Source organism: Tahibacter soli (assembly GCF_025717065.2).
Classification (GTDB): Bacteria; Pseudomonadota; Gammaproteobacteria; order Xanthomonadales; family Rhodanobacteraceae; genus Tahibacter; species Tahibacter soli.
In genome coordinates, this window is sequence record NZ_JAOVZO020000019.1 from 415,106 (window position 1) to 438,585 (window position 23,480).

16 protein-coding genes are annotated in these 23,480 nt (G+C 70.6%); 9 read left to right on the forward strand and 7 right to left on the reverse strand.

The window, feature by feature from the left end; all coding sequences use genetic code 11:
* The first annotated feature begins 175 nt into the window (after nt 1-175).
* The 4 genes from OD750_RS20870 to OD750_RS20885 all read left to right on the forward strand — a co-directional run bounded on the left by OD750_RS20870 (nt 176) and on the right by OD750_RS20885 (nt 5,266).
* A complete protein-coding gene (locus tag OD750_RS20870; protein ID WP_263540759.1) occupies nt 176-1,567 on the forward strand; it encodes a Do family serine endopeptidase in 1,392 nt (463 codons plus the stop codon).
* A 335-nt stretch (nt 1,568-1,902) separates the two neighbouring features.
* The gene (locus OD750_RS20875; RefSeq protein ID WP_263540758.1) at nt 1,903-3,165 is read left to right on the forward strand and encodes a substrate-binding domain-containing protein; all 1,263 of its coding nucleotides are present in this window, start codon (nt 1,903-1,905) and stop codon (nt 3,163-3,165) included.
* A complete protein-coding gene (locus OD750_RS20880) occupies nt 3,162-3,851 on the forward strand; it encodes an HAD family hydrolase (protein ID WP_263540757.1) in 690 nt (229 codons plus the stop codon). The genes OD750_RS20875 and OD750_RS20880 overlap by 4 nt, the downstream gene beginning before the upstream one ends.
* 47 nt (nt 3,852-3,898) lie before the next feature.
* Nucleotides 3,899-5,266 carry a leucyl aminopeptidase family protein gene (locus OD750_RS20885; protein WP_336407570.1) on the forward strand — a complete coding sequence of 456 codons (1,368 nt, stop codon included), beginning with the start codon at nt 3,899-3,901 and terminating at the stop codon, nt 5,264-5,266.
* Between the two features lie 204 nt (nt 5,267-5,470).
* On the opposite strand, the gene trpE is transcribed toward OD750_RS20885, so the two are convergent.
* On the reverse strand, nt 5,471-6,946 hold the full coding sequence (trpE, locus tag OD750_RS20890) for an anthranilate synthase component I (protein WP_263540756.1): 1,476 nt from the start codon (nt 6,944-6,946) through the stop codon (nt 5,471-5,473).
* A 134-nt stretch (nt 6,947-7,080) separates the two neighbouring features.
* Between trpE and OD750_RS20895 the strand changes: the two genes are divergently transcribed.
* Nucleotides 7,081-8,829: a hypothetical protein gene (locus tag OD750_RS20895; RefSeq protein ID WP_263540755.1), complete on the forward strand. Its 1,749-nt coding sequence runs from the start codon at nt 7,081-7,083 to the stop codon at nt 8,827-8,829.
* On the opposite strand, the gene OD750_RS20900 is transcribed toward OD750_RS20895, so the two are convergent.
* The 5 genes from OD750_RS20900 to pdsR form a co-directional block, all read right to left on the reverse strand.
* Entirely contained in the window at nt 8,781-9,275 is a 495-nt protein-coding gene (locus OD750_RS20900; protein WP_263540754.1) for a hypothetical protein, read from the reverse strand. The genes OD750_RS20895 and OD750_RS20900 overlap by 49 nt on opposite strands.
* Nucleotides 9,251-9,529, reverse strand: a complete 279-nt coding sequence (locus tag OD750_RS20905; RefSeq protein WP_263540753.1) for a hypothetical protein — start codon at nt 9,527-9,529, stop codon at nt 9,251-9,253. The genes OD750_RS20900 and OD750_RS20905 overlap by 25 nt, the downstream gene beginning before the upstream one ends.
* Nucleotides 9,530-9,552: 23 nt before the next feature.
* Complete coding sequence (locus OD750_RS20910) at nt 9,553-10,215, reverse strand: SEL1-like repeat protein (protein WP_263540752.1); 663 nt, start codon at nt 10,213-10,215, stop codon at nt 9,553-9,555.
* Nucleotides 10,216-10,289: 74 nt separating this feature from the next.
* Nucleotides 10,290-12,317, reverse strand: coding sequence for an ATP-binding protein (locus OD750_RS20915; protein ID WP_263540751.1), 2,028 nt, complete (start codon nt 12,315-12,317; stop codon nt 10,290-10,292).
* Entirely contained in the window at nt 12,314-13,003 is a 690-nt protein-coding gene (pdsR, locus tag OD750_RS20920) for a proteobacterial dedicated sortase system response regulator (RefSeq protein ID WP_263540750.1), read from the reverse strand. Before pdsR ends, OD750_RS20915 begins: the two co-directional genes overlap by 4 nt.
* A gap of 177 nt (nt 13,004-13,180) precedes the next feature.
* On the opposite strand from pdsR, the gene OD750_RS20925 reads away from it, so the two are divergent.
* The 4 genes from OD750_RS20925 to OD750_RS20940 all read left to right on the forward strand — a co-directional run bounded on the left by OD750_RS20925 (nt 13,181) and on the right by OD750_RS20940 (nt 19,008).
* Entirely contained in the window at nt 13,181-13,303 is a 123-nt protein-coding gene (locus OD750_RS20925) for a hypothetical protein (RefSeq protein WP_263540749.1), read from the forward strand.
* Between the two features lie 37 nt (nt 13,304-13,340).
* Nucleotides 13,341-13,568: a hypothetical protein gene (locus OD750_RS20930; protein ID WP_263540748.1), complete on the forward strand. Its 228-nt coding sequence runs from the start codon at nt 13,341-13,343 to the stop codon at nt 13,566-13,568.
* Nucleotides 13,569-13,729: 161 nt separating this feature from the next.
* Nucleotides 13,730-16,507, forward strand: coding sequence for a S8 family serine peptidase (locus OD750_RS20935; RefSeq protein WP_272842103.1), 2,778 nt, complete (start codon nt 13,730-13,732; stop codon nt 16,505-16,507).
* 131 nt (nt 16,508-16,638) lie between these two features.
* Nucleotides 16,639-19,008, forward strand: a complete 2,370-nt coding sequence (locus tag OD750_RS20940) for a winged helix-turn-helix domain-containing protein (protein ID WP_263540747.1) — start codon at nt 16,639-16,641, stop codon at nt 19,006-19,008.
* A 55-nt stretch (nt 19,009-19,063) separates the two neighbouring features.
* Here the strand turns inward: OD750_RS20940 and OD750_RS20945 are convergent, their stop codons facing one another.
* A complete protein-coding gene (locus OD750_RS20945) occupies nt 19,064-23,359 on the reverse strand; it encodes an Ig-like domain repeat protein (RefSeq protein WP_263540746.1) in 4,296 nt (1,431 codons plus the stop codon).
* Nucleotides 23,360-23,480: the final 121 nt, after the last annotated feature.

The following is a 23,480-nucleotide window of genomic DNA, read 5'->3' on the forward strand; positions in this document are numbered from 1 at the left end:
CTGGGGGTGCGGCGTGTCAATCGAGGGGGCGTGAAAGAATGTTGACGCGCTAAGCAGTGCGGCAATGTCGCGGGGTGACAGCGAAGCTGAACGAATCGCGAAACGGGCCTGGAAACGGGAAACCTCGGACCCTATACGCGGTCAACGCTGCGACTTGACGCATACAGGGAAACCCATGTCCTCGATCACCCGCCTCGTCTTCGCGACCGGCGCCGCGCTCGGCATCGGCATCGCGGCCGGCTTCGCCGTTTCCAATACGCCGACGGCCTCGGCCGCGCTGCCCGCGCTCGTCGACGGTCAGGCCATGCCGTCGCTCGCGCCGATGCTCGAACGCGTGACGCCGGCCGTCGTGAACATTTCCTCGAAAACGCACACGCGCGTGCGTGATCCGATGCTCGACGATCCGTTCTTCCGCCGCTTCTTCGGCGTGCCGAACATGCCGCGCGAGCGCGTCGAGCAGTCGCTCGGCTCGGGCGTGATCGTCGATGCGGCCAAGGGCTACGTACTGACGAACAACCACGTCGTGCAGGGCGCCGACGACATCACGGTGACGCTCGCCGACCAGCGCGAGCTGAAGGCCAAGATCATCGGCACCGATCCCGATACCGACGTGGCGGTGATCCAGATTGCCGCCGAGAATCTCAAGGCGATTCCGCTCGCGGATTCGACGCGGCTGCGCGTCGGCGACTTCGTGGTCGCCGTCGGCAATCCGTTCGGGCTCGGACAGTCGGCCACGACCGGCATCGTCTCGGCGCTCGGCCGTTCGGGCCTGCGCGGCCTCGGCTACCAGAACTTCATCCAGACCGACGCGTCGATCAATCCCGGCAATTCGGGCGGCGCGCTGGTCAATCTCAACGGCGATCTCGTCGGCATCAACTCGGCGATCTTCTCGCCGTCGGGCGGCAACATCGGCATCGGTTTCGCGATTCCGTCGAGCCTCGCCGGCGACGTGATGGGTCAGCTCGTCAAGACCGGCTCGGTCAAGCGCGGCTCGCTCGGCATCGAAACGCAGAACGTGACGCCGGAGATCGCCGAAATGCTCGGTGCGCAGCCCGGCAAGGGCGCCGTCGTGACGCGCGTGCTCGCCGATTCGGCGGCCGAAAACGCCGGCCTGCGCCCGGGCGACGTGATCGTGTCGGTCAACGGCAGGAACGTGAGCACCGAGCAGGACCTGCACAACACCGAAGGACTGCTGCCGGTCGGCAGCGAAGTGCAGCTCGGCATCCTGCGCGACGGCAAGACGACCACGGCGACGGCGAAGCTCACGGCGCAGACGAGCGCGAGCGTCGAGGGCCAGGCGCTCGACCCGCGGCTCGTCGGCGCGGAATTCACGCAGATCGCGGACCGCCAGCGCCAGCAGGGTCTGCGCGGCGCGGCGATCACGCGCGTCGCGGACGGCTCGCGCGCCGAATCGAACGGACTCAAGGCCGGCGACGTCGTCGTGGCGGTCAACCAGGTCGACATTCGCAACCTCGAAGACCTCAAGGCGCTGACGCGGCGGCAGTCGCGGCAGCTGCTGCTGACCGTGGTGCGGGGGCAGAATGCGTATTTTGTGATGTGTGAATAAGGAGGTCCGGCTGCTGCCGTCGCTCGTATCTTTAGCTCGTCATTCCAGCGAGGAGCGACAACGGCGCAGCCGGCCCGAAGGGCGAGTGACGTAGTCGCGAGTCAAGCTGGAATCCAGCCCTGGCTTTTTTGAGTTCGCGCATCGATTGAGCGCTGAAGAGCTGGATTCCAGCTTTCGCTGGGATGACGAGCAAAAAGAAGATGAGCGAAAGCCCGGGCACCGCACTTGAACCGCCCTAGCCGCCCCCAACGCCATCTCGTTGTTCCACCGCACGATTCGGAGCGCGGACGCGTGGTATGGTGCGCGCGATTCGTTCCGTGGGTGGGTCTTCTTCCGTGAATAAACCTCGTCTCGCCGCCGCGTGCCGCCGCGCGTTTCTGCCGTTGTCGCTGCTCGTTCTCCTGAACCCGGCGTTCGCCGCCGATCCGCCGGCCGCACCAGCCCCCAAACCCGCCGCGCCGGCTGCCTCACCCGCCGCCGCGCCGGCCGCTGCCAAGCCCGCGGCGCCGAAACCGGCCGCCCCGAAACCGGCCGCGGCGAAGCCCGCGACCGCCGCCGCGAAACCCGCGCCGGCGCCGAAAGGCCCGATCGCCGGTAGTCTCGTCTGGCGCGGCGACATCGCCAGCGCGCGCGGCCTGATGAACGACATCGCCAAGCAGTACGAACGCGAAAAGCGCATCCGCATCGAGATCAATCCGTTCAGCACGATCTCGGGCATCGACGCGGTGGCCGGCGGCACCGCCGATCTCGCCGGCAGCCTGCGTCCCGCGCACGGCAAGCGCACCGAGGAGACGGGCCTCACGTTCGTGCCGGTCGCCTGGGACGGCCTCGTCATGATCACCTCGCCGACCAATCCGGTCGCGTCGATCAGCGTCAAGGACATCTGGCGCGTGTACTACGGCCGCGCCGACAACTGGAAGCTGCTCGGCGGCAAGGACCAGGCGATCAACATGTACGCGGTCGCAGGTCCGCTCGACGGCGTCGAATACTCGCTGCGCGCGATGATCTTCAAGAACGGCGACCAGCGCGTGGCCGTGCCGCGCCTGTACATCAACACCGCCAAGCTCGAAGAAGGCGTCACGCTCGATCCGGCCGCGCTCGGCGTCAGCACGCTCTCGTCGACAGCCGGCAACCCGAAGCTCAAGATCCTCAACGTCGAAGGCGTCGTGCCGTCGATGGCGAGCGTCGGCAACGGCAGCTATCCGCTCTACACGCCGGTCTACGTCGCGCTGCGCGAAGACGCCGCGAACGCCGCGAAGGTGAAGGAATTCATCGCGTGGCTCGACACGCCGCCGGCGCACGAGACGCTTCGCAAGCACCAGCTCGTGCCGTATTCGGCCGGCGCCGAACTCGCCGCGAACGACGCCACGCGCCTCGCCATGATCGAAACGAAGGTCAACGAAACGCCGATCGCCGCGCCCGCCGCGACCGCCGCCGCGCTGTCGCGCGTCGCGCCAACCTCGCCCGCGACGCAGGCCGCGAAGGAAAGCGCGGCTGAATCGCGCGAGGTCAAGGCCGAAGCGAAGAAAGCCGCCGCGAAGGCGCCGAAGTCGGCACCGAAGGCCGAGGCAAAGGCGGAGGCCACGGGCGGCAAGTGAACATCCTCGCGATCACGCTCGACCTCGACGACACGCTCTGGCCCATCGCGCCGATCGTGCTGCGCGCCGAGGAGAAGCTCGACGCGTGGCTGCGCGCGAACTGCCCGAAGGTCGCCGATGCGTATCCGATACCGGCGATGCGCGCGCTGCGCGAGGCGATCAGCGCCGCGCATCCGCATCTGGCGCACGACTTCACCGCGCAGCGGCGCCTCTCCCTCGCCGCCGCGCTCGAGCCGCACGGCCACGGCGACGCGCTCGACGCGGCGTTCGAGGCGTACTACGCCGCGCGCAACGAAGTGGACCTGTACCCCGACGTGCGCGACGCGCTCGCCCGCCTCGCCGCGCGCGTGCCGATCGTGAGCCTGTCGAACGGCAACGCCGATCTCGAACGCATCGGCCTGCGGCCGCTGTTCGCCGGCACGGTCACCGCGCGCGACTTCGGCGCCGGCAAGCCGGCGCCGGAAATCTTCCGCCACGCATGCGCGCTCGCGGGCGTTGCGCCTGCGCACGTGCTGCACGTCGGCGACGATCCCGAACTCGACGTGATCGGCGCGCGCAACGCGGGCCTCAAGACCGCGTGGGTGAACCGCGGCGGCCATTCGTGGTCGCACGAGGGCACGCCCGACGTCGTCGTGACCGATCTTGCCGAACTCGCCGACTGGCTCGATCTCGCCCGTGCCGCCTGAGCGCAGAGCCTTCTCCACCTAGCCGCCAACGCCAACAAGGACCCGGCATGCAAGGACTGACCGAACTTCGCCGCACCACGCGCGCGACCGACCTGTATCCCGTCGCCGCCGAGACGTTCGCCGCGACGCTCAAGGAACTCGGCCCCGCGGCCAAGCGCTGGGCCGAGGCGCACGGCTTCAAGCCCGACGCAGGCGCGATGCTCGCGCTGCCCGACGACACCGGCGGCGTGCGCGGGGTGCTCGTCGGCATCTCGCGCGGCGACGACGCGTACGCGCTCGCGAGCCTGCCGCAGCGGCTGCCGGCCGGCGACTACCGCCTCGCGGGCGGCAAGCTCGACGCCGAACGCGCGGCGCTCGGCTGGGGTCTCGGCGCGTACCAGTTCACGCGCTATCGCAAGGCGCGGCGCGAACCGGCGCGGCTCGCGGTGGAACCGGCGGTGCTCAAGGCCGTCGCGCCGATGCTCGACGCGGCGTACCAGGTGCGCGATCTGATCAACACGCCGACGCAGGACATGGGCCCGGCAGAACTTGCCGGCGCGGTCGCGGACCTGGCGAAGGCCAATGGCGCGAAATATCGCGAGTGGGTGGACGACGCGCTCATCAAGAACAATTTTCCGACGATCCACGCGGTCGGCCGCGCGAGCCATCGCGCGCCGCGGCTGGCCGAGCTGACGTGGGGCAAAAAGGGTCCGCACGTCGTCATCGTCGGCAAGGGCGTGTGCTTCGACACCGGCGGCCTCGACCTCAAGCCCGCCGACGGCATGCGCTGGATGAAGAAGGACATGGGCGGCGCGGCCCACGCGATCGGCCTCGCGCGCCTCGTGATGCAGGCGAAGCTGCCGGTGCGGCTGACGCTGCTGATTCCCGCGGTCGAAAACGCGGTGTCGGGCAACGCCTACCGGCCCGGCGAGGTGATCACGACGCGCGCCGGCATCACGGTCGAGATCGACAACACCGACGCCGAAGGCCGCCTCGTGCTGTGCGACGCGCTCGCCTACGCGGCCGAGTCCAAGCCCGACCTGATTCTCGATTTCGCGACGCTGACGGGCGCCGCGCGCGTCGCGCTCGGCCCCGACCTGCCGGCGCTGTTCGCCAATCGCGACGATCTCGCCGATGGCCTGATCGCCGCCGGCCGCGACACTCAGGATCCGCTGTGGCGCATGCCGCTGTGGCGGCCGTACCTGACGATGCTCGAATCGTCGATCGCCGACATCGCGAACGCCGGTCCGTCGCGGCACGCGGGCGCGGTCACGGCGGCGCTGTATCTCGAACGCTTCGTGCCCGAGTCGATCGCGTGGGCGCACCTCGACGTGTACTCGTGGAACGACGGCGAGCGGCCGGGCAAGCCCAAGGGCGGCGAGGCGCAGGGGTTGCGCGGGTATTTTGCATTTTTGCGAAAACGATACGGCGGCTGACCCTTACTCCGACGTCAGCGCGCGAAGCCCTCTCCCCCAAGCTCGCTTGGGGGAGAGGGTTGGGGTGAGGGGGCTGGCGCGTCGCCATTCCTCGATCTCGACGAAGACACCGGCGTCGCCCCCTCACCCCGCCCCTCTCCCCCAACGCAAAGCGTTGGGGGAGAGGGAGTCAGACGCAATCTCGACATTCACGAGACGCGTAAATCACAGCCCTCCCACCGCCTGCGCCACCGCCCGGAACAGCGCCCGCCCCTTGTTCATCGTCTCGTCCCACTCCATCGCCGGATCGGAGTCGTAGACGATGCCCGCGCCGGCCTGCACGTGCAGGCGACCGTCCTGGATCACCGCGGTGCGGATGGCGATGGCCGTGTCGGCGTCGCCCCACCAGCCGATGTAGCCGACCGCGCCGGAATAGATGTTGCGGCGGATCGGTTCGAGTTCCTGGATCACCTCGAGCGCGCGGATCTTCGGCGCGCCGCTCACGGTGCCCGCCGGAAAACTCGCGCGCAGCACGTCGAGATAACTCAAGCCCTCGGCGAGATCGCCTTCCACCTGCGAGACGATGTGCATGACATGCGAGTAGCGCTCGATCGAAAAGCTTTCGGTGACGCGCACGGTGCCGGTCTTCGACACGCGGCCGACGTCGTTGCGGCCGAGGTCGATCAGCATCAGATGCTCGGCGCGCTCCTTCGGATCGGCCAGCAGTTCGGCTTCGAGCGCGGCGTCGGCCTCGGGCGTCGCGCCGCGCGGGCGCGTGCCGGCGATCGGCCGCAGCACGACCTTGCCGTCCTTGAGGCGCACGAGGATCTCCGGCGACGAGCCGACGATCTGCGTGGACCCCAGATCGAGAAAATACATGTACGGCGACGGGTTCAGCGAACGCAGCGCGCGGTATACGTCGACCGGCCGCGCGCGGAACGGCACGCTCATGCGCTGCGACAGCACGACCTGGAAGATGTCGCCGGCACGAATGTATTCCTTGCTTTTTTCCACCGCGGCGATGAAGCCCTCGCGCGTGAAGCCCGACACGAAATCGGCTTCGTCGAGCAGCTTCGGATCGAGTACGTCGGGATAGCTCGACCCCGAGCGGCGCAGGCGGAACGTCAGCTCGTCGAGCCGGCGGCATGCCCGCGCGTACGCGTGCGGCTCGGCCGGATCGGCGTGCACGATGAGGTACAGGCGCCCTTTGAGGTTGTCGAATACCGCCACTTCCTCCGACAGCATCAGGAGCGCGTCGGGCGTGCCGAGCTGGTCGGGCTTGTCCCAGCCCGCGAGCCGCGGCTCGACGTAGCCGATCGCCTCGAAACCGAAATAGCCGACGAGGCCGCCGGTGAACGCCGGCAGGCCCGGCAGCTGCGGCACGCGATAGCGCGCGCGCAGCGCTTCGACTTCGCCGAGCGGATCGTCGAGCTCGCGCGTTTCGACGGTCTGTCCGAGTTCGGCGGTCGTGAGCGTGTTGCCGCGCAGCGTGTGCACGCGCCGGCACGGCAGGCCGATGATCGAATGACGGCCCCAGTTTTCACCGCCCTGGATCGATTCGAGCAAATAGGTATACGGGCCGTCGGCGAGCTTGAGGTATACCGACAGCGGCGTGTCGAGATCGGACAGCACTTCGCGCACGACCGGAATCCGGTTGTAGCCTTCGTCCGCCAATGCCTGGAATTGCTGCTGGGAGATCACGCGCGTCGTTCCGCCGTATCGGGCGCACGACCATAGCAAGACAGGCCGATACACGACAGGCTATTTTGTCGCGCACGCACGGCCCGGCCCCCTCCCGGGCGGTATGTTCAGGCTCCACGCAAGGATTCGCGCCCATGCTCGCCACACCCTCCCGCTTCGATCGCGCCGCTTCGATCGCGCCTTCCCGCTTCGATCGCGCGGTCGCCGCCGCGCTCGCCGTCGCGGCTCTCGTCTACATCGTCTACGGCCTCGCGACGATGGCGCAGTGGACGCCGCTGACGCTGTACGCCGACCAATGGCGCCAGTACGTCACGTTCCTGACGCTCGACTTTCCCGGCAACGTCGTCGCGCCGGACAACGGGCATCGCCAGGTGCTGCCGAATTTCGTCGCGTGGCTCGACATCGCCGCGTTCGGCGGGTCGCACGTGCTGCAGCTCGCGGTCGGCTGGACGTCGGTGCTCGCCGCCGTCGCGCTCGTCGCCGCCGTCGCACTGCGCGACGACGCGCTGGCGCTCGCGCCGCGCTGGGCCGGCGCGTTTCTCGCCGCGTTCGCGGTCGTCTGGCTCGGCAACGCGCGCACGCTCGCGCACACCGGCGAGCTGATGCACGTCTACCTCACGATGGCGCTGACGCTCGCCGGCATCGTCTGCGCGCTGCGCGCGGCCGGCTCCCCGGCGGCGCCCTCGACGCGATCCGGCGCCTGGCTCGCCGCGGCGCTCGTGTGCGGCTTCGCGGCGACGAACACGTTCGGCTACGGCCTCGCGAGCTTCGTCGGCATCCTGGCCGCGCTGGTGTTCTCGCGCGCGCCGCGGCGCGCGATCGCGATCGCGGCCGGCGGTCTCGTTCTCGCGGCGCTGTACTACTTCGGCATGCGCGGCGGCGACAGCGTGTCGGGCTCGCTGCGCATCGATCCCTTGCAGAACCTGCTGGCCGCCGCACGCTGGCTCGGCGGCCCGCTGAACTACGTCGCGCCGTATCTGTGGCAGGAACAGGCGGCGAATCTGCTGCCGGGGATGCTGCGCGGATCGGCGCAGGCGTCGTCGGCATTGCTGCGCGCGCACGTCGCCGCCGATATTTCCGCGGCCGTCTGGCCGCAGGCGCTCGTCGGCGGCGCCGGCATCGTCGCGCTGCTCGTCGCGAGCGCGCGCGCGCTGCGCACCGGCGCGTCGCCGACGCGCACGCGACGCCTGGGCCTTGCGATCGCGTGGTTCGGCCTCGCCGCGGCCGGCATCATCGCGCTGTCGCGTCTGGGCTATTTCGTCGAGCATCCGGATCAGATCTACGCCGACCGCTACCAGCCGTGGCCGTGCCTGTTCTGGCTCGGCATCGCGCTGATCGCGCTCGGACGCCGCACCGAGGGCCACGCGGCATGGCCGCGCGTGCTCGCCGCCGGCGCGCTCGCGCTGGCCTTCATCGCGTGGCCGGCCGAACGCGGCGGGCGCATCTACGCATCGCTCGTTCGCGGCCTCGTCGAAAACACCGCGGCGGGCACGGCGACCGGCGTGCTCGGCCGCGACGACGAGTTCGGCGAAACGCTGCGCGACGAACTCGTGCGCGGCACGCCGGTGCTCAGGCAGGCCGACATCCCGCCGTTCTCGTGGCGCGAGACGCGCGCGCTCGGTGCGACGCTTGCCGACGCCGCGCGCCCGCTCGCCGACGCGAAGATCGCGACGGTGCCGATCGCCAATCTGTTCGAGGGCGACGGTCAACGCGTCACGGTCGAACTGCCGCCCGGATCGATGCTGCCGGCGCGCGCGGTGCTCGTGGACGGCGAACGGCGCGTCGTCGGCATCGCGGTACGCGATCCGCGTGCCGGCGCGTGGCATCTCTCCGGCTACGCGCGCGGCACGCAGCCGCCCGTATCGGCGGCCGTGCTGCCTTGAGGATCGCCCGGGATCGCTACCTGCGCCGCTTCGATTCGAGCGACACGAGGTCGCCGACCTCGACGCGCGGATAGACCGGATTCGCGTACGGCCCGCCCTGCTCGCGCAGACGGCGCTGGCGCGTCATGCCGTCGATCGTCTCGCCGGTCGAGTAGTCGGTCACTTCGAGCGGACCGAATCGTGTAGCCGAGGTGCGAGCCGGTCGTCATGACGAGGTCCATGCGCCACAGCGACATCGCGCGCGGCATCGCGACCGCGTCGCCGTAGCGCGGTTTGAGTTCGTCGCGCCAGATCGCGTTGGCGCGGGCGACTTCTTCGGGCGTGAGCTGCGCGTAGCCCCATTCGAGCGCGTCGGCGAGCGGCGGGTCGCCGCGTTCGGCCGCGAGCGCGAGCCAGGCGACGCCGCGCGCGCGGTCGGCGCTTACGCCGGCGCCCTTGAAGTGCATGAGCCCGAGGTTGTACTGCGCGATCTTGTGACCCAGTACGCGCTGATGTCCCAGCGGTACAGCGCCGATTCGAGCTGGCCGCGCCTGAACGACTGCGTGCCTTTTTCGAGGAAGTAGTTGCCGCGGTTGAAACGCGACTGCGGCTCGGGCAGCGGTCCGAACGTCGCGCCGGGCGCCATCTGCGCCGCGGCGGCGAAAGGCAGACCTGCCGCGAGCACGGCGGCCAAGAGCGATTTTCCGATCCGAGCGAGCATCGTTGACTCCTTGCGCAGGAAAGCTACGGTTTCGCGGCGTCGAGCGACATCAGGTCGCCGACCTCGACGCGCGGATAGATCGGATTGCCGAACGGCTCGCCGCTTTCGGCGAGGCGCTTCTGACGCTGCATGCCGTCCTCGTCGATGCCGCTGCCGTTGTTGACGGCGAGCGGGCCGATCACGTGCCCCGTGTGCGAGCCGGTCGTCATGACGTGATCGGCGCGCCACAGCGACAGCGCGCGCGGCATGGCGACCTTGTCGCCGTAGCGCGGCTTGAGCTCGTCGTTCCACAGCGCGTTGGCGCGCTCGACCTCGTCGGGCGCGAGCGTTGCGTACGTGCGGGCGAGCGCGTCGCGCAGCGCCGGCTCGCCGCGTTCGGACGACAGCGCGATCCACGCGACGCCGCGCGGACGATCCACCGGCACGCCGACGCCCTTGTAGTACATCAATCCCAGATTGTACTGCGCGACTTTCTGGCCCCAGTACGCGGCGACTTCCCAGCGATCCTTCGCCGAGGCGTAGTTGCCGCGCTGGAATTCGCGCATGCCGAGCGCGAGGAAATAGTCGCCGCGCACGCCGCGCGTGCGGACCGACGCGAACTCGTCGCCGTCGTAGGCGGCGTGGCCGATGCCGGCGAAGGCGGCGAGAACGGCTCCGAACAGCAGGCTTGCGATACGAAAACGCATGGCGGCACCCTTCGTCGGTCGACGGTGCCGCCCGTTCTACTACGGTCTTCGTACATCGTCAACGAAACGTTTTTTCATCGACCGCGCAGCGCCGTTTCCCGCGGCATTCCGGCGAGCCGCAGCACGAATTCGACGCCGTCGCGGCCCGGCAGGTTGTGCGCCGACGCCGCGCCGCCGTGACGTTCGGCTACGAGCCGCACGACATACAGGCCGAGGCCCAGGTGCGGCGTCTCGCCGCCGCGGCCGCCGCCTTCGCGCAGGCTGACGAGCGAATCGAACAGCCGGCCCTGCATCGTCGCCGGCAGCGGCGGGCCCTGGTTCGCGACGCCGATTTCGACGCCATCCTCGACCACCGTCAGGCGCAGCGCGATCCAGCCCGATTCCGGCGTGAACGAACGCGCATTGTCGAAAAGCTTGTCGAGCGCCTGCGCGATCAGTTCCGGCGCGCCGTGGAACGGCACCGGCTGCGCCGGCACGTCGCACTGCACGGTGCGCGGCACGGCGAGCGCGCGGTACGACTCGGCGCAGCCGCGCACGACGTCGGAAAGATTGAAGTCTTCGGCGTCGGCCGACGCGATCGCGCGCTCCATGCGGCTCGCCTCGCTCATCGCGCGCACGATCGCGACGAGGCGCTCGGTGCCGTCGCGCGCACGCGCGACGTAGGCGCGCGCGCTGCCGGGAATCGGCTGCTGTTCGAGGTTGTCGAGCGACGATTTGACGATCGCGAGCGGCGTGTGCAGCTCGTGCGAGAGCTTCGACGCGAGCGTGCGCAGGTAGTCGGTGTATGCGCCGATCGCGTCGAGCAGCTGCTGGAAGCTGCGCGCGAGGTCGCCCAGTTCGTCGGTCGCCGCGGTCAGCGGCATGCGGCCTTCGACGCGGCCGTCGGCCGCGAGCGCGCGCTCGGCCGCGTCGCGCAGGCGCCGGATGCGCACCGACAGCCACGTCGCGAACGCGAACAGCACGCCGCCGGCGAGCACGAGCACGCCGAGGCTGATCGCGCCGAGGCGCTTCAATGCCGCATCGGTCGTCAGCGCGAGCGCCGCGTTCGACTGCTCCACGACGAGCGCGCCGCGCGTTTCGCCGCGCAGCGTCAACGGCACGGTCGCCACGAGCACGACGTCGCCCGGCGTCAGGCCGGCGCGCCAGGTCGCGGCCGGCACGCCCGACAGGGCCTGCCACAGTTCGGCCGCGTCGATGCGCGGCATGCTCGCGGCGAGCGCCGCGCTGCCGGTCAGCGACGGCGCGATCAGCCAGCGATACGTCCAGCGCGCGAACAGCGACGGCTCGGCCTGCGGCTGCGCCGGCGCGCCTGCGATGCGGCCGTGCTCGGCCAGCAGCCAGCCGTCGGCGCTGACGAGGCGCGTGCGCGTCGCATCGGGCGCGAACTGGCCCAGTTCGCGCGCGAGATTCGCCGAATAGCGCAGCAGCGGCAGCGTTTCCGGCGTCGTGCTGCCGGCCGGATTGCCCGCGTCGAACACGCCGAGCGACATGCGTTCGGGCATCTGCGCGACGGGCAGCCGCAGCTCGACGTGGTAGCCGGCGGCGTCTTCCTGCCACTCGCCCGACAGCGTCAGCGGCAGGCCGCCGCCGTCGGCGCCGAGCGCGAGCGCGTCGAAGCTGCCCGGCGCGGCGCTCGCGATGAGGTAGCGCCGCGTCGCGCCGTCGCGCGCGAGCGTCAGGGTCAGATGATCGGCGCGGTCGGCGTCGGGATCGTGCGCGTCGGCGCGCCGGCGCGTCGTGTCGCGCACGTCGATCATGAGGTTGAGCCATTGCGCGTCGGCGCCGAGCAGCACTTTCAACTTTTGCGCATCCTGCGCCGGCCCGAGGTTCTGCGCGTAGGCGCGCAGCGCCGCCCACTCGTCGCCGTAGCCGTCGATCTGCACCGGCACGTCGAGCGCGTGCACGTACAGCGTCGCGCCGAGCGGCGGCAGTTCGGCGCCGATCGCCGCGAGGCTGCGCGCAAGCGCCTTGCCCGAGGCGATCAGCGTCTGCTCCTGGCCTTGCCGCAGCAGCACTTCCATCTGCCGCACGAACTGCCAGCCGGCCCACGGCAGGGCCAGCATCGTCAGCGCGACGAGCAGCAATTTTCGACGCAGGCTCACGGCTTCCAGCGATAGCCGACGCCGTGCACGGTTTCGACGCCGTCGAACGCCGCGTCGATCGCGAGGAATTTCTTGCGGATGCGCTTGATGTGCGAGGTGATCGTCGCGTCGTCGACGACGACCTGCGCCTCGCGCATGAGCTGGTCGCGATTCTTCACGTGTCCCGGAAAGCGCACCATCGTGTGCACCATCCAGAACTCGGTCACGGTCAGCGGCACTTCCTCGCCGTTCCAGGTCACGCGCATGCGCTCCTGCTCGAGCTTGAGCGGGCCGTGCTCGATCGCGCTCTCGGTCTCGGCCGGCTTGCGCAGCGCCTCGATGCGGCGAAACAGCGCGTTGATGCGCGCGGCGAGCTGGTGCAGCGAGACGTCCTTGGTCAGATAGTCGTCGGCGCCCAGGCGCAGGCCCGAGATCACGTCGAGGTCGGAATCGCGCGCGGTCAGGAACAGGATCGGCAGGGTCTGCGCGCGCGCGCGCAGGCCGCGGCAGAGGTCGAAACCGCCTTCGGGCTCGTCGCCGAGGCCGACGTCGATGATCACGAGTTCGGGCAGGCGCATCGCGAACGCCGCTTCGGCCTCCGGGCGCGACGCGTAGCCGCGCACTTCGTAGCCGAAGCGCGTCAGCGCCTCGACGTAGTTCGCGCGGATCAGCGGTTCGTCTTCGACGATGGCGATGCTGCGTGGCATGGGTACACCCGGTGCTTGAGGTGACGCGACTGTAGGCACGCGCCCGCCGCGCCGCAACGGCGGCGTGCCGATTGCCAGACAAATGCCAGAAATGGTCGGTACAACGTCGCAAACGAACATCGCGCCGCCGCTCGCGAACGCTCTACTGACGCTGCCCTGAAACGACGAGGTACCCGAATGAACGCCGCCGACCGCCCCGAACCGAACGCCGAACTCAAGGCCGGCTTCGAACCGCTGCGTGTGATTTTCGCGATCGGCGCGCTCGTGCTCGGCTTCCTCGTCGCCGCCTTGCAGGCCTGACCTGCCGGGGCACCGCCAACACTACGGAGCCAAGACGATGGACGTTTGCCTGCCTGCCGACTTTCAGATCTTCGACGATGCGGCCGCCGCGGACTACCGCGAACCGCTGCGCTACGTCGACGAGGGACCGGCCTCCTACGAAGACGGCTACTGGCTCGGCGCCGAAGCGCTCGTGACGCCGCTGCCGCTGAACGACCCGGCGCGGCCCGGTCCCCGCCGCAAGCGCGGCACGGCCGCCGACGATCCGAGCTGGTGCGTGGTGTAGGCCTGCGATCCCGCTCGAAAACCGCGTGAACATTCGTGTTGACGCGGAGTAGACGTCCCATTGACGTGGAATGAATGCGCCATGATGAGGCGCGGCACGACGCTACGGCACCACCGTAACACGGGTGGTATCCGTCCGCCGGCCGCCCCGAGAGATCCTTCATGGCACCCATCGTTCGCAACACCGCTCTGGCTTCCCTGATCGCCGCCTGCCTCGCCGCAGGCGCCGTTTCGACCGCGCGCGCCGCCGACACGGCGGCGATGCGCCTCGTGCGCTTCGCCGAGCCGGGCGCCCTCGCCTACCGCGGCGGCACCGGCGCGCTGCGCCCGACCGCGCCTGCCGCGAACCGGCGCTTCGACGCGAACGCGCCCGACGTCGCCGCGTACCGCGCCTGGCTCGGCGGCACGCAGGCGCAGCATCGCGCCGACATCGCCGCGCGCCTCGGCCGTGCGGTCGATCTCGCGCACACGTACCAGATGACGCACAGCGGCATCGCGCTCGCGCTGACCGACGCCGAGGCGGCCGCGGTCGCCGCGCTGCCGGGCGTCGTGTCGGTCGAGGCCGAACCGATCTATCCGCTCGCCACGTACCGCGGTCCGACGTTCATCGGCGCGGGCACGGTGTGGAACACCGCACCGAGCGATCCCGTGCGGCGCGGCCGCGGCACCGTCGTCGGCGTCATCGACAGCGGCGCGAACCCGACGCACCCGTCGTTCGCGAACGACGGGTCGTGCGGCTTCAACGCGGCCGATCCGAAGCTCAAGAGCTATCGCGACTGCATGACGTCGGACAACGGCGTCTGCAACGGCTCGATACCCGAGGACTACAACACCGGCCACGGCGTGCACACGGCGAGCACGGCGGCCGGCAACACGGTCACTCTCGCGGCGACGCCCGCGCCGGTGCTGCCGGCGCCGTATACGCAGATGTCCGGCGTCGCGCCTTGCGCCAGCGTGCGCACGTACAAGGTCTGCGACAGCTCGACGTGCAACGGCTCGGCGATTCTGGCGGCGATCGAGAACATCGTGGTCGACGGCGACATCGACGTCGCCAACTACTCGATCTCCGGCGGCAGGACGCCCTGGAGCATGGGGGACATCGACCTCGAGTTCCTCGACCTCGTCAATGCCGGCGTGCTGGTCGTCGCCGCCGCGGGCAATACCAGCTTGGACGAGCCCGACCCGGTCGGCAAGGTCAACCACATCGGTCCGTGGATGACCACCGTCGCGGCCGTCACGCACGACGCGGTCGCGCTGCCGGCGCTGACCGTCGTCGCGCCGACGCAGCCGGCGAGCCTCGCTGACATCGCGGTCAAGCCGGGCAGCACAACGCCGCCCGCGAACGACATGAGCAACCTGCCGCTCAAGACCTATTCCGCGAACCCGATCGGCTGCACCGCCGACGGCGGCATCGCCGCGAACGCGCTGCAGGGCGCGATTGCGGTGCTGCGTCGCGGCACCTGCACGTTCGGCGAGAAAATCACGAACGCGGCCAACGCCGGCGCGGTCGCGGTGGTCATCGGCAACAACCAGTCCGGCGTCCTGACGATGGACACGGCCGGTGCCGCGAACATTCCGGCCTATAGCATTTCGAGCGTGGCCGTCGGCGACGCGCTGGCCGCGTACGCGAACGACAACGCCGGCGCCGCCGCATCGTTCGACCTCACCCATCGCCAGGGCAACCGCCTCGCCGACTTCAGCCAGCGCGGGCCGACGATCGAGTACTACCGCGGCCTGACCAAGCCCGACGTGTCCGCGCCCGGCGTCGGCATCTACGCCGCGCAGACGCCCGGCAACGGCCAGTACGGCGAGATAAGCGGCACCTCGATGGCGAGCCCGCACGTCGCCGGCGCGGCATTGCTCGTGCGCGCGGCGCATCCGGCGTGGAGCCCGATGGCGGTCAAGTCGGCGCTGCAGATGACGGCCCGGAGCGGCGGCTTTCAGGAAGACGGCGTCAGCGCCTCGAAGGTCGACCAGATCGGCAGCGGCCTCGTCGACGTCGCCGCCGCGGTCCGCGCCGGCCTCGTGATGGAAGAGACCTACGACAACTTCGTCGCGGCGAACCCGTCGGTGCGCGGCGTGGCGCTCGACGCGCTGAACCTGCCGTCGCTGCGCAACCGCAACTGCTCGCCGACGTGCATGTTCACGCGTACGGTGACGTCGACGCTCGCGAGTGCGTCGACGTGGAACGCGACGTTCGCGAGCGACACCGACGGCGTCACGGCCGAGACGACGCCGTCGACGTTCACGCTGCCGGCCGGCGGCTCCCAGACGATCACGGTCACCGTGAAGCTCGGCGTCGGCAACGCGCTCGCCGCGGCCGCATCGGGCGCGCTGACGCTGACCGAGGCCGCGTCGCAGGCGCCGCCGGCTCACCTCTCCGTCACCGTCCTCGGCACGCGACCGCGCGACGCCGTCTTCGGCGACGGCCTCGAAGCGGCCGACATGACGAACATCGTCGCGGTCGACAATCTCAACTACGTGTTCCCGCTGCTGCCGTCGGGCGGCGCCGTGAACTGGCAGACCGGCGCGCTGTGCAACCAGACGAACGACTGCTTCTACGGCAACTACCACTTCAACATCTGGACGTACACGAACGCGCAGGGCTCGATCGCCGCGATCAACCATCCGCTCAAGGAGCCGCGCGAAGACTACGGCAGCGTCGTGCTGCCCGGCACGATGACGTTCGTCGTCATGCAGCGCGGCGAGACGATCGGCCCGCAGTCGACGTTCTCGGCAGTCGCGTCGCAGATCGGCGCGGAACAGTGGCGCGCCGCCGGCGGCGTCGACGGCTATATCGGCTTCCGCTTCCGCAACACCGCGACGAACCAGATCAACTACGGCTACGCGCGGTTCATCACGCAGGGACCGGTCGGCCTGCCGGCGACGCTCGTGGGCTATCGCTACGACGCGAGCGGGGCGCCGATCACGATTCGCTGACGCGCCCGGACACCATTGTTTGCACTACCGACGAGGCGGCCGCACCGCCTCGTCGGCGTTTGTGCGGCGTCCGAGCGGACGTCTTTTGCCGCATGGGGGCTTTTTGAATGCTCGCGACGTATGATCTTTCCATGTCGGCCCCCTCGTACCGCTTCGGCGAATTTCGCGTCGATCCCGCAACGCGCAGGCTATGGAAAGGCGAAGACGGCGTCGCGCTGCGGCCGAAGGTGTTCGACTGCATCGTGTATCTCATCGAGCATCGCGATCGCGCGGTCGGCCGCGACGAGCTGATCTCGGCGGTCTGGGGCAAGGTCGACATCACCGACGGCGTGCTCGGACAGACGATCCTGCAGGCGCGCCGCAGCCTCGACGATACCGGCAAGGAACAGACCACCGTCCGCACGGTGCAGGGCTTCGGCTACCACTGGGTCGCGAAGGTCGACGTCGTCGAGCCGCCGATGCCGACCGCCGTCGCGATCGCGGTTCCCGTCGCGGCGACGCCCGTCGAAGCGTCGCCGCTCGCGCCTGTCGCGCCGCCGCGCCGTCGACGCACGCTCGTCGCCGCGATCGCGGCCGCTCTCGTGGTCGCGCCGCTCGCCGCGTATGTCGTCTGGCGCGAGCGTCCGACCGCCACCGCGCCCGCGACGCCGACGATCGCCGCGTCGCAGGCGTCGGCGCTCGTGCTGCCGGTCGTCGTCGAAGGCGTCGGCGACAGTCCCGCGTGGATACGGCTCGGCGCGATGGATCTCGTCGCTGACCGGCTGCATGCCGCGGGTCTGCGCGTCGTGCCGAGCGACAACGTGGTGATGCTCGCCGGCCGCCTCGGCGCCGCGCCCGGCACGACCGACATCGGCGCGATGCTGCGCGCGACGCGCGCGACGGTCGCCGTCGAGCCGCGCGCGCGGCGCACCGCGCAGGGCTGGCGCATGTCGCTGACGACGCCGCTCGGCGCGACGCCGCCGATCTCCGTGCACGGCGAAGGCACCGACGTGCTCGACGCCGCACGCGTCGCGGCCGACGAACTCGCGCGCGCGCTCGGCTACCGCCCGCCCGCGGGCGGCACCGGCGACGGCGCCGATCTCGCGATGCTGCTGACGCAGGTCGACGCCGCGGTGCTGTCGGGCCAGCTCGATCAGGCGAGGCAGCTGCTCGAAAGCGCCGGCGCGGAAGCGCTCGCGCGGCCCGACCTGCGCTTCCAGCTCGCCCGCATCGACTACGAAGGGGGCCGCCTCGATACGGCCGAAGCGGCGTTCCGGCAGATCGCCGCCGACGTGTCCCCCGAGGCCGACCGCACGATGCGCGCCCGCGCGCTCAACGGGCTCGGCGCCGTCGCGTTCAAGCGCGAGCGCTACGCCGACGCCGAACAGCTGTTCGGCGACGCGCTCGGGCTGCTCGACCGCGAACATCCTCGCGAACGCGGCATCGCGTACAACGGCCGCGCCGTGTCGCGCAACGCGCAGCGCCGTTTCGACGACGCGATGGCCGACTTCGCCGAAGCGCGCGTCGCGCTGGAGCTCGCCGGCGACAGCATCCACCTCGTGCTGGCCGACTCGAACCTCGGCGCGCTCAATTTCAACCGCGGCCGCTACGCCGACGCGGCCGTGTCGCTCGCGCGCGCGGCCGAGCGTTTTGAATCTTTCCACGTGTACAACATGGAACTCATGACGCGAGTGAACCTCGCCAACGTGCAGACCGGCCTCGTCGACGTCGCCGGCGCGCAGGCGAACGCGCGCCGCATCGAGGCGCTGATTCCGCTGATGAACGACCCCAGCGACCAGAACAGCGGCCGTCTTTCGCTCGTGCATCTGCTGCGCGAGCGCGGCGCGCTGCGCACGGCCGACGAGGTGCTCAACCTCGTGCGCGCGGCCGCGCAGACCGATGCGACGGCCGCCGCGGCCGTCGGCGCGATCGACGCGCGGCAGGCGTTCGCCGACGGCGATCCGCGGCGCGCGACCGAGCTCGCCGCGCCGGTGCTCAAGCAACATGCCGAGCAGCTGTTTCCGCGCTTTCGCACGCAGACGCGCTACGTGCTCGTCGGTGCCTACGCGCGCAACGGCGATCTGGCCGCCGCGCAGCGCGAACTCGACGGCCTGCGCAAGGCGTCCGACGACGACCTCGTGCCGCCGGCACCGATGTATCTCGCGCTGGCACAGGCCGAGATCGCGCGCGCCGCCGGCACCGCCGACGCGGCGACGTCGGCATATGCCGAGGCGGTCGCCGCGGCCGAGGCCTCGCACATCCCGGCCGACGTGATCGAGGCGTGCGCGGCATATGCGGGCTACCTGCTCGAACGCGGCGAACTCGCGCGCGCGAGCGCCGTCGCCGAACGCGTGTCGCCATGGGTGCAGCAGAACTACGCGGCCGCGCTCGTGCAGCTCGCGCTGTACCACGCGAGCGGCCTCGCGCCGGCATGGCGCACGGCGCTCGAACGTGCGCGCGCACTCGCCGGCGAACGCGCGATTCCGCCGGAACTCACGAAAGAACCCGTACCCAGGTCGTAAACGAAAAACCCGCGCGGCTCGCGCCGCGCGGGTTTCTCTCGACACTACCCACGACTCATTCGAACCCGTCGTCGAACAGCGAGTCGGGCCGGAAGAAATACACCGCGCCCTGATACGCGTTCGGCATGTAGTTCACGCCCATCGCGCCGATCACCGCCGTGCTCCCGTCCCAGCCGATCGCCCAGCCGAACCAGTTGTTGAATACGCCGTCGCTCGCCGTGATGGTGCTCGTGATGCTCCACTGCGCGCCCTGTTTGCGAATCGCGTGCACCGCGCCGCGCTGCGCCGCGCCGCCGACGGTCGCATACGGCTCGCCGATGAATCCGGTGTCGCCGCGCAGCATCGCCCGGTAGCCGAAGTTGTAGTACGCGCCCAGGTTCGGCGAGACCAGCTTCTGCGTTTCGCTCCAGACGCCGTCCGTCGACGTGAACATGTACGCCGCGCCGGCGGCGGCGAGACCGGCGACCCTCGTACTCGACGTGCCGACGAGCAGATTTGCGCCCGAGAGCGCGACCGCGCTGCCGAGCCGGGAGTCGGCGACGCCGTCGCTCGCGGTCAGCTTCTGCGCGAGGCTCCACTGGCCGGGCGTCGATTCGGTATACACGTACACGGCGCCGCGATTGGCGACGCCTGCGATGTCCGCGCCATTCGAGGCGACAGCGATCGTGCCGCCGTCGATCGCGACGTTGGCGCCGAAGTAGTCGAGCGTCGCGCCGTCGGCCGCGACGAGCTTCTGCGTCTGCGCCCACGTGCCGTTCGTGCGCGTGAAGACGTAGACCGCGCCCTGGTAGTTATGGCCGAGGTAAGGTGCGCCGCCGGCGCCGATCGCCGCGCGGTCGCCGCTCATCGAAATGCGGCCGAAATTGGCGCCGGGATAGGGATCGCTCGCGACGAGTTTCTGCGTCTGCGTCCAGGTGCCGTCCGCTTCGGTGAACACGTAGACCGCGCCGGCGCCGGCCGCGTTGCTGACGGTCGAGCCTTCGGCGCCGATCAACGCGGTATCGCCTTCGATAGCGATGGCGCTGCCGAAGTGCTGCTGGGCCGTACCGTCCGACGAGAGCAGCTTCTGGGCCTGCGTCCACGTGCCGTTGATGCGCTTGAACACATAGACCGCGCCGCGCTGGTCGACGCCGTTGATGCGCATGTTCGGCGAACCGACCAGCGCGACGTCGCCGCGCACGGCCGCCGACGTACCGAAGTAGCCGCCGTTCGTGCCGTCGCTCGGCGTCAGCTTCTGCCCTTCGACCCACACTTCCGCGTCGCCGACCGCGACCGGGAGCGCCGCCGACGTGCTGCCGTCGTGGTTGGCGTCGCCGGTATACGTCGCGGTCAGCGTGCGCGCGCCGGCCGTCGCGAACGTGATCGCGCACTGTCCCGACGCGACCGTCGCGGTGCAGGTTTCGCCGCTGCTCGCGATGACGCTCACATCGCCCGTAACCGCACCCGCACCGGCGACGGCGTAGCCGACCGTCACCGGCTGGCCGGTCGTTGCCGGCGTCGCGCCGACGAGCGTCGTCGTCGTCGGCGCCTTCGCGATCGTGAGCATCTGCGACGCGCTCGCGCTCGCCGTGAAGTTCGCGTCGCCGGCATAGGCCGCGACGAGCGCGTGCGTGCCGGCCGTCAGCGACGACGCGGCGAGCGTGCACGCCCCTGCGGCGACCGGTGCGGTGCAACCCGCGGCACCGTCCACGGTAACGCCGACGTCGCCACCCGGCGTGCCCGCCCCGGGCGCGTTGACGGACAGCGCGAAGCCGGCGGCGACCGCGTCGCCGTAGACGGCCGTCGTCGGCGTCGCAGCGCCAAATGCCGTCGTCGTCGACGCGCGTTCGACGACGTGCGTCGCCGTCGCGCTGCTCGGCAGATAGTCGGGCGACGTGTGGCTCGCCGTGATCGTGCGCGTGCCGGCCGCGGTCGAAACGAGCGTGCAGCTGCCCGCGCCGTTCGTCAATGTCGCCGTGCACGTCGCGCCGTTGCCGTCGTCGACCGCGACATTGCCGCTCGCCGTTGCGCCGGGCACGGACACGCTGACGGCGACGTCGTAGCTTTCGCCGACGACGGTCGTCGCCGGCAGCACCGTGTCGATCGTCGTCGTCGACGGCACGCCGTTCGGCAGCGCCGCGAGTACGAGGCGCGGCGCACCGCCGACCGCCGTGAACTGGCCGCCGACGAAGACCGCGCCGCCGGCGCCGAATGCGAACGCGTTGACTTGTGCATTCGGCGACGGATTCCACAACGCGTTCGCCGAGCCGTTCGCGTCGATCTTCGACAGATAGGCGCGGGTCTGTCCGCCGACCGTGCCGGAACCGGCCGAGACGTACAGCGCATTCCCGTCGGCCGCGAGCGCGACCACGTTCGTGCTGGAGCCGGGATTCCACGCCGCGTCGACGTCGCCGGTCGCCGCGTCGATCTTGATCAGCTTGCTGCGCGCGACGCCGGCGGTGCCGCCGACGGTTGCGGTGACGAACGCGCCGCCGGCATAGAGCGCGCCGTTCGACAGCGCGATCGACGTCACCGACGAGTTGACGATCGGGTTCCACGCGGTCGCCGTGCCGGTCGCGAGATCGAGCTTGGCGAGGTACGCGCGGTTCTGCCCGCCGACCGCCTGGAAACCGCCTCCGGCGAACAGCATGCCGTTCGCGGCGTCGATCGCGATCGCGTTGACCGGCCCCGTCGGCGACGGCATCCATGCCGCGTCGCGCGCGGCGGTCGCCGCGTCCAGCCTGGCGAGCCGCGCGTGGTTCGCGCCGCCGATCGTCGTGAACGTACCGCCGATGTAGAGCCAGCCACCGTTTTCGGCCATCGTCGCCGCGGGGCCGCTCAGCGTCGTGCTCCAGTTCGGATCGACCGTGCCGGCCGCGTCGAGCCTGGCGATGTTGCCGCGCGCGACGCCGTCGATCGTCGTGAAGAAGCCGGTGGGATACACCGCGTCGCCGGCGCCGATCGCGACGTTCGACACGTTGCCCGACAGCAGCGGCTTGAAGTTTGGATCGAGCGTGCCGTCGGGATTGAGGCGCAGCAGGTGTGTGCGCGGCGCGTTGCCAGCCTTGAGGAAGTTGCCGCCGACGATGAAGCCGCCGTTCGACTGGCGCGCGATCGTCGCGACCGTGCCGCGCGTGCCCACGTCGACGCTGGCGGCGAGCGCGCCGTCGGCGGTCGCGAGCGCGGCGAGCGACAGGCGCGTCGTCGTGCCGATCGTGCCGAAATTGCCACCGGCGACGATCGTGTTCGCGCCGACGGACACGAGCGCGTTGACGTTGCCGCTCGCGGCCGGGTTCCAGGCCGCGTCGAGCGCGCCGGTGATCGCGTCGAGCTTGCCCAGGCGCAGGCGCGGCGTCGCGGCCGGGTCGCCGCTGCCGGTGAGCGTGGTGAATGCGCCGCCGACGTAGAGCTTGTTCGCGGCCGGATCGAGCGCGAGCGCGTAGACCGAGCTTGCGGCCGCCGCGCTGAACGTCGCGTCGATCGCGCCGATGCCGCCGCCGGCGATCTTCGCCAGTCGTTGCCGCGCGACGGCCGGCACGCCGATCGTCGTGAAATTGCCGCCGGCGTAGACGTCGCCGGTTGCGGCATCGAGCGCGAGCGCCGACACCGACGCGCTCGCGGTCGGGTTCCAGTCGGCGTCGAGCGCGCCGCTGGTCGCGTCGAGCTTGGCGAGGTAGTTGCGCGGCGTCGACGCCGGCGCACCGGCGCCGGTGAACGCCGTGAACGTGCCGCCCGCGTACACCGCGCCGGTCGATGACAGCACGATCGCGTTGACCGAACTGAAATTCGACGCGGCCGGCGTCCACGTCGCGTCGAGCGCGCCGGTAGCGCCGTCGATCTTCGCGATGCCGACGCGCGCGACGGCCGGCGTGCCGAACGACGCGAACGCGCCGCCGGCGAACACCGCACCGGATACGGGGTCTACGGCAAGCGCGTTGACCGTGCTGTTCGGCGCGGGATCCCAGCCCGCGTCGAGCGCACCGGTCGCGCCGTCGAGCCTGGCGAGACGGCTGCGCGGCACGCCGTCGACGGCCGTGAGGAAGCCGCCGATGTAGACGGCGCCGCTCGCGGGGTTCACCGCGAGCGCGTTGATCGTGTTCGCAACCTGGGGGTGCCAGTTCGGATCGAGCGTGCCGTCGGGCCGGATGCGCGCGATATTGCCGCGCGGCTGGCCGTCGACGAGCGTGAAGTTGCCGCCGATGACGAGGCCGCCGTCGGCCTGGCGCGCGACCGCGCTGACGGTGCCGGCGACGACGAGCCCGAGGTCCGGGTTCGGCAACGGCGGCGGCGACTGCGCCGCGGCCGGCGAGAGCCAGGCCAGCGCGCCGACGGCGGCGGCGCCGGCCCATTCCACAACACGCAACAGCTTCATACGCATTCCCCAGGTGTAGTGCGAGCCGTCAGTGTTCCGGCCTGCGCCCGTCCGGGGCATTCACACCGCGTCAACTCCGCGTCTACGGCGTATCAACGCCGCGCCCCGTTATGCCGGCCGC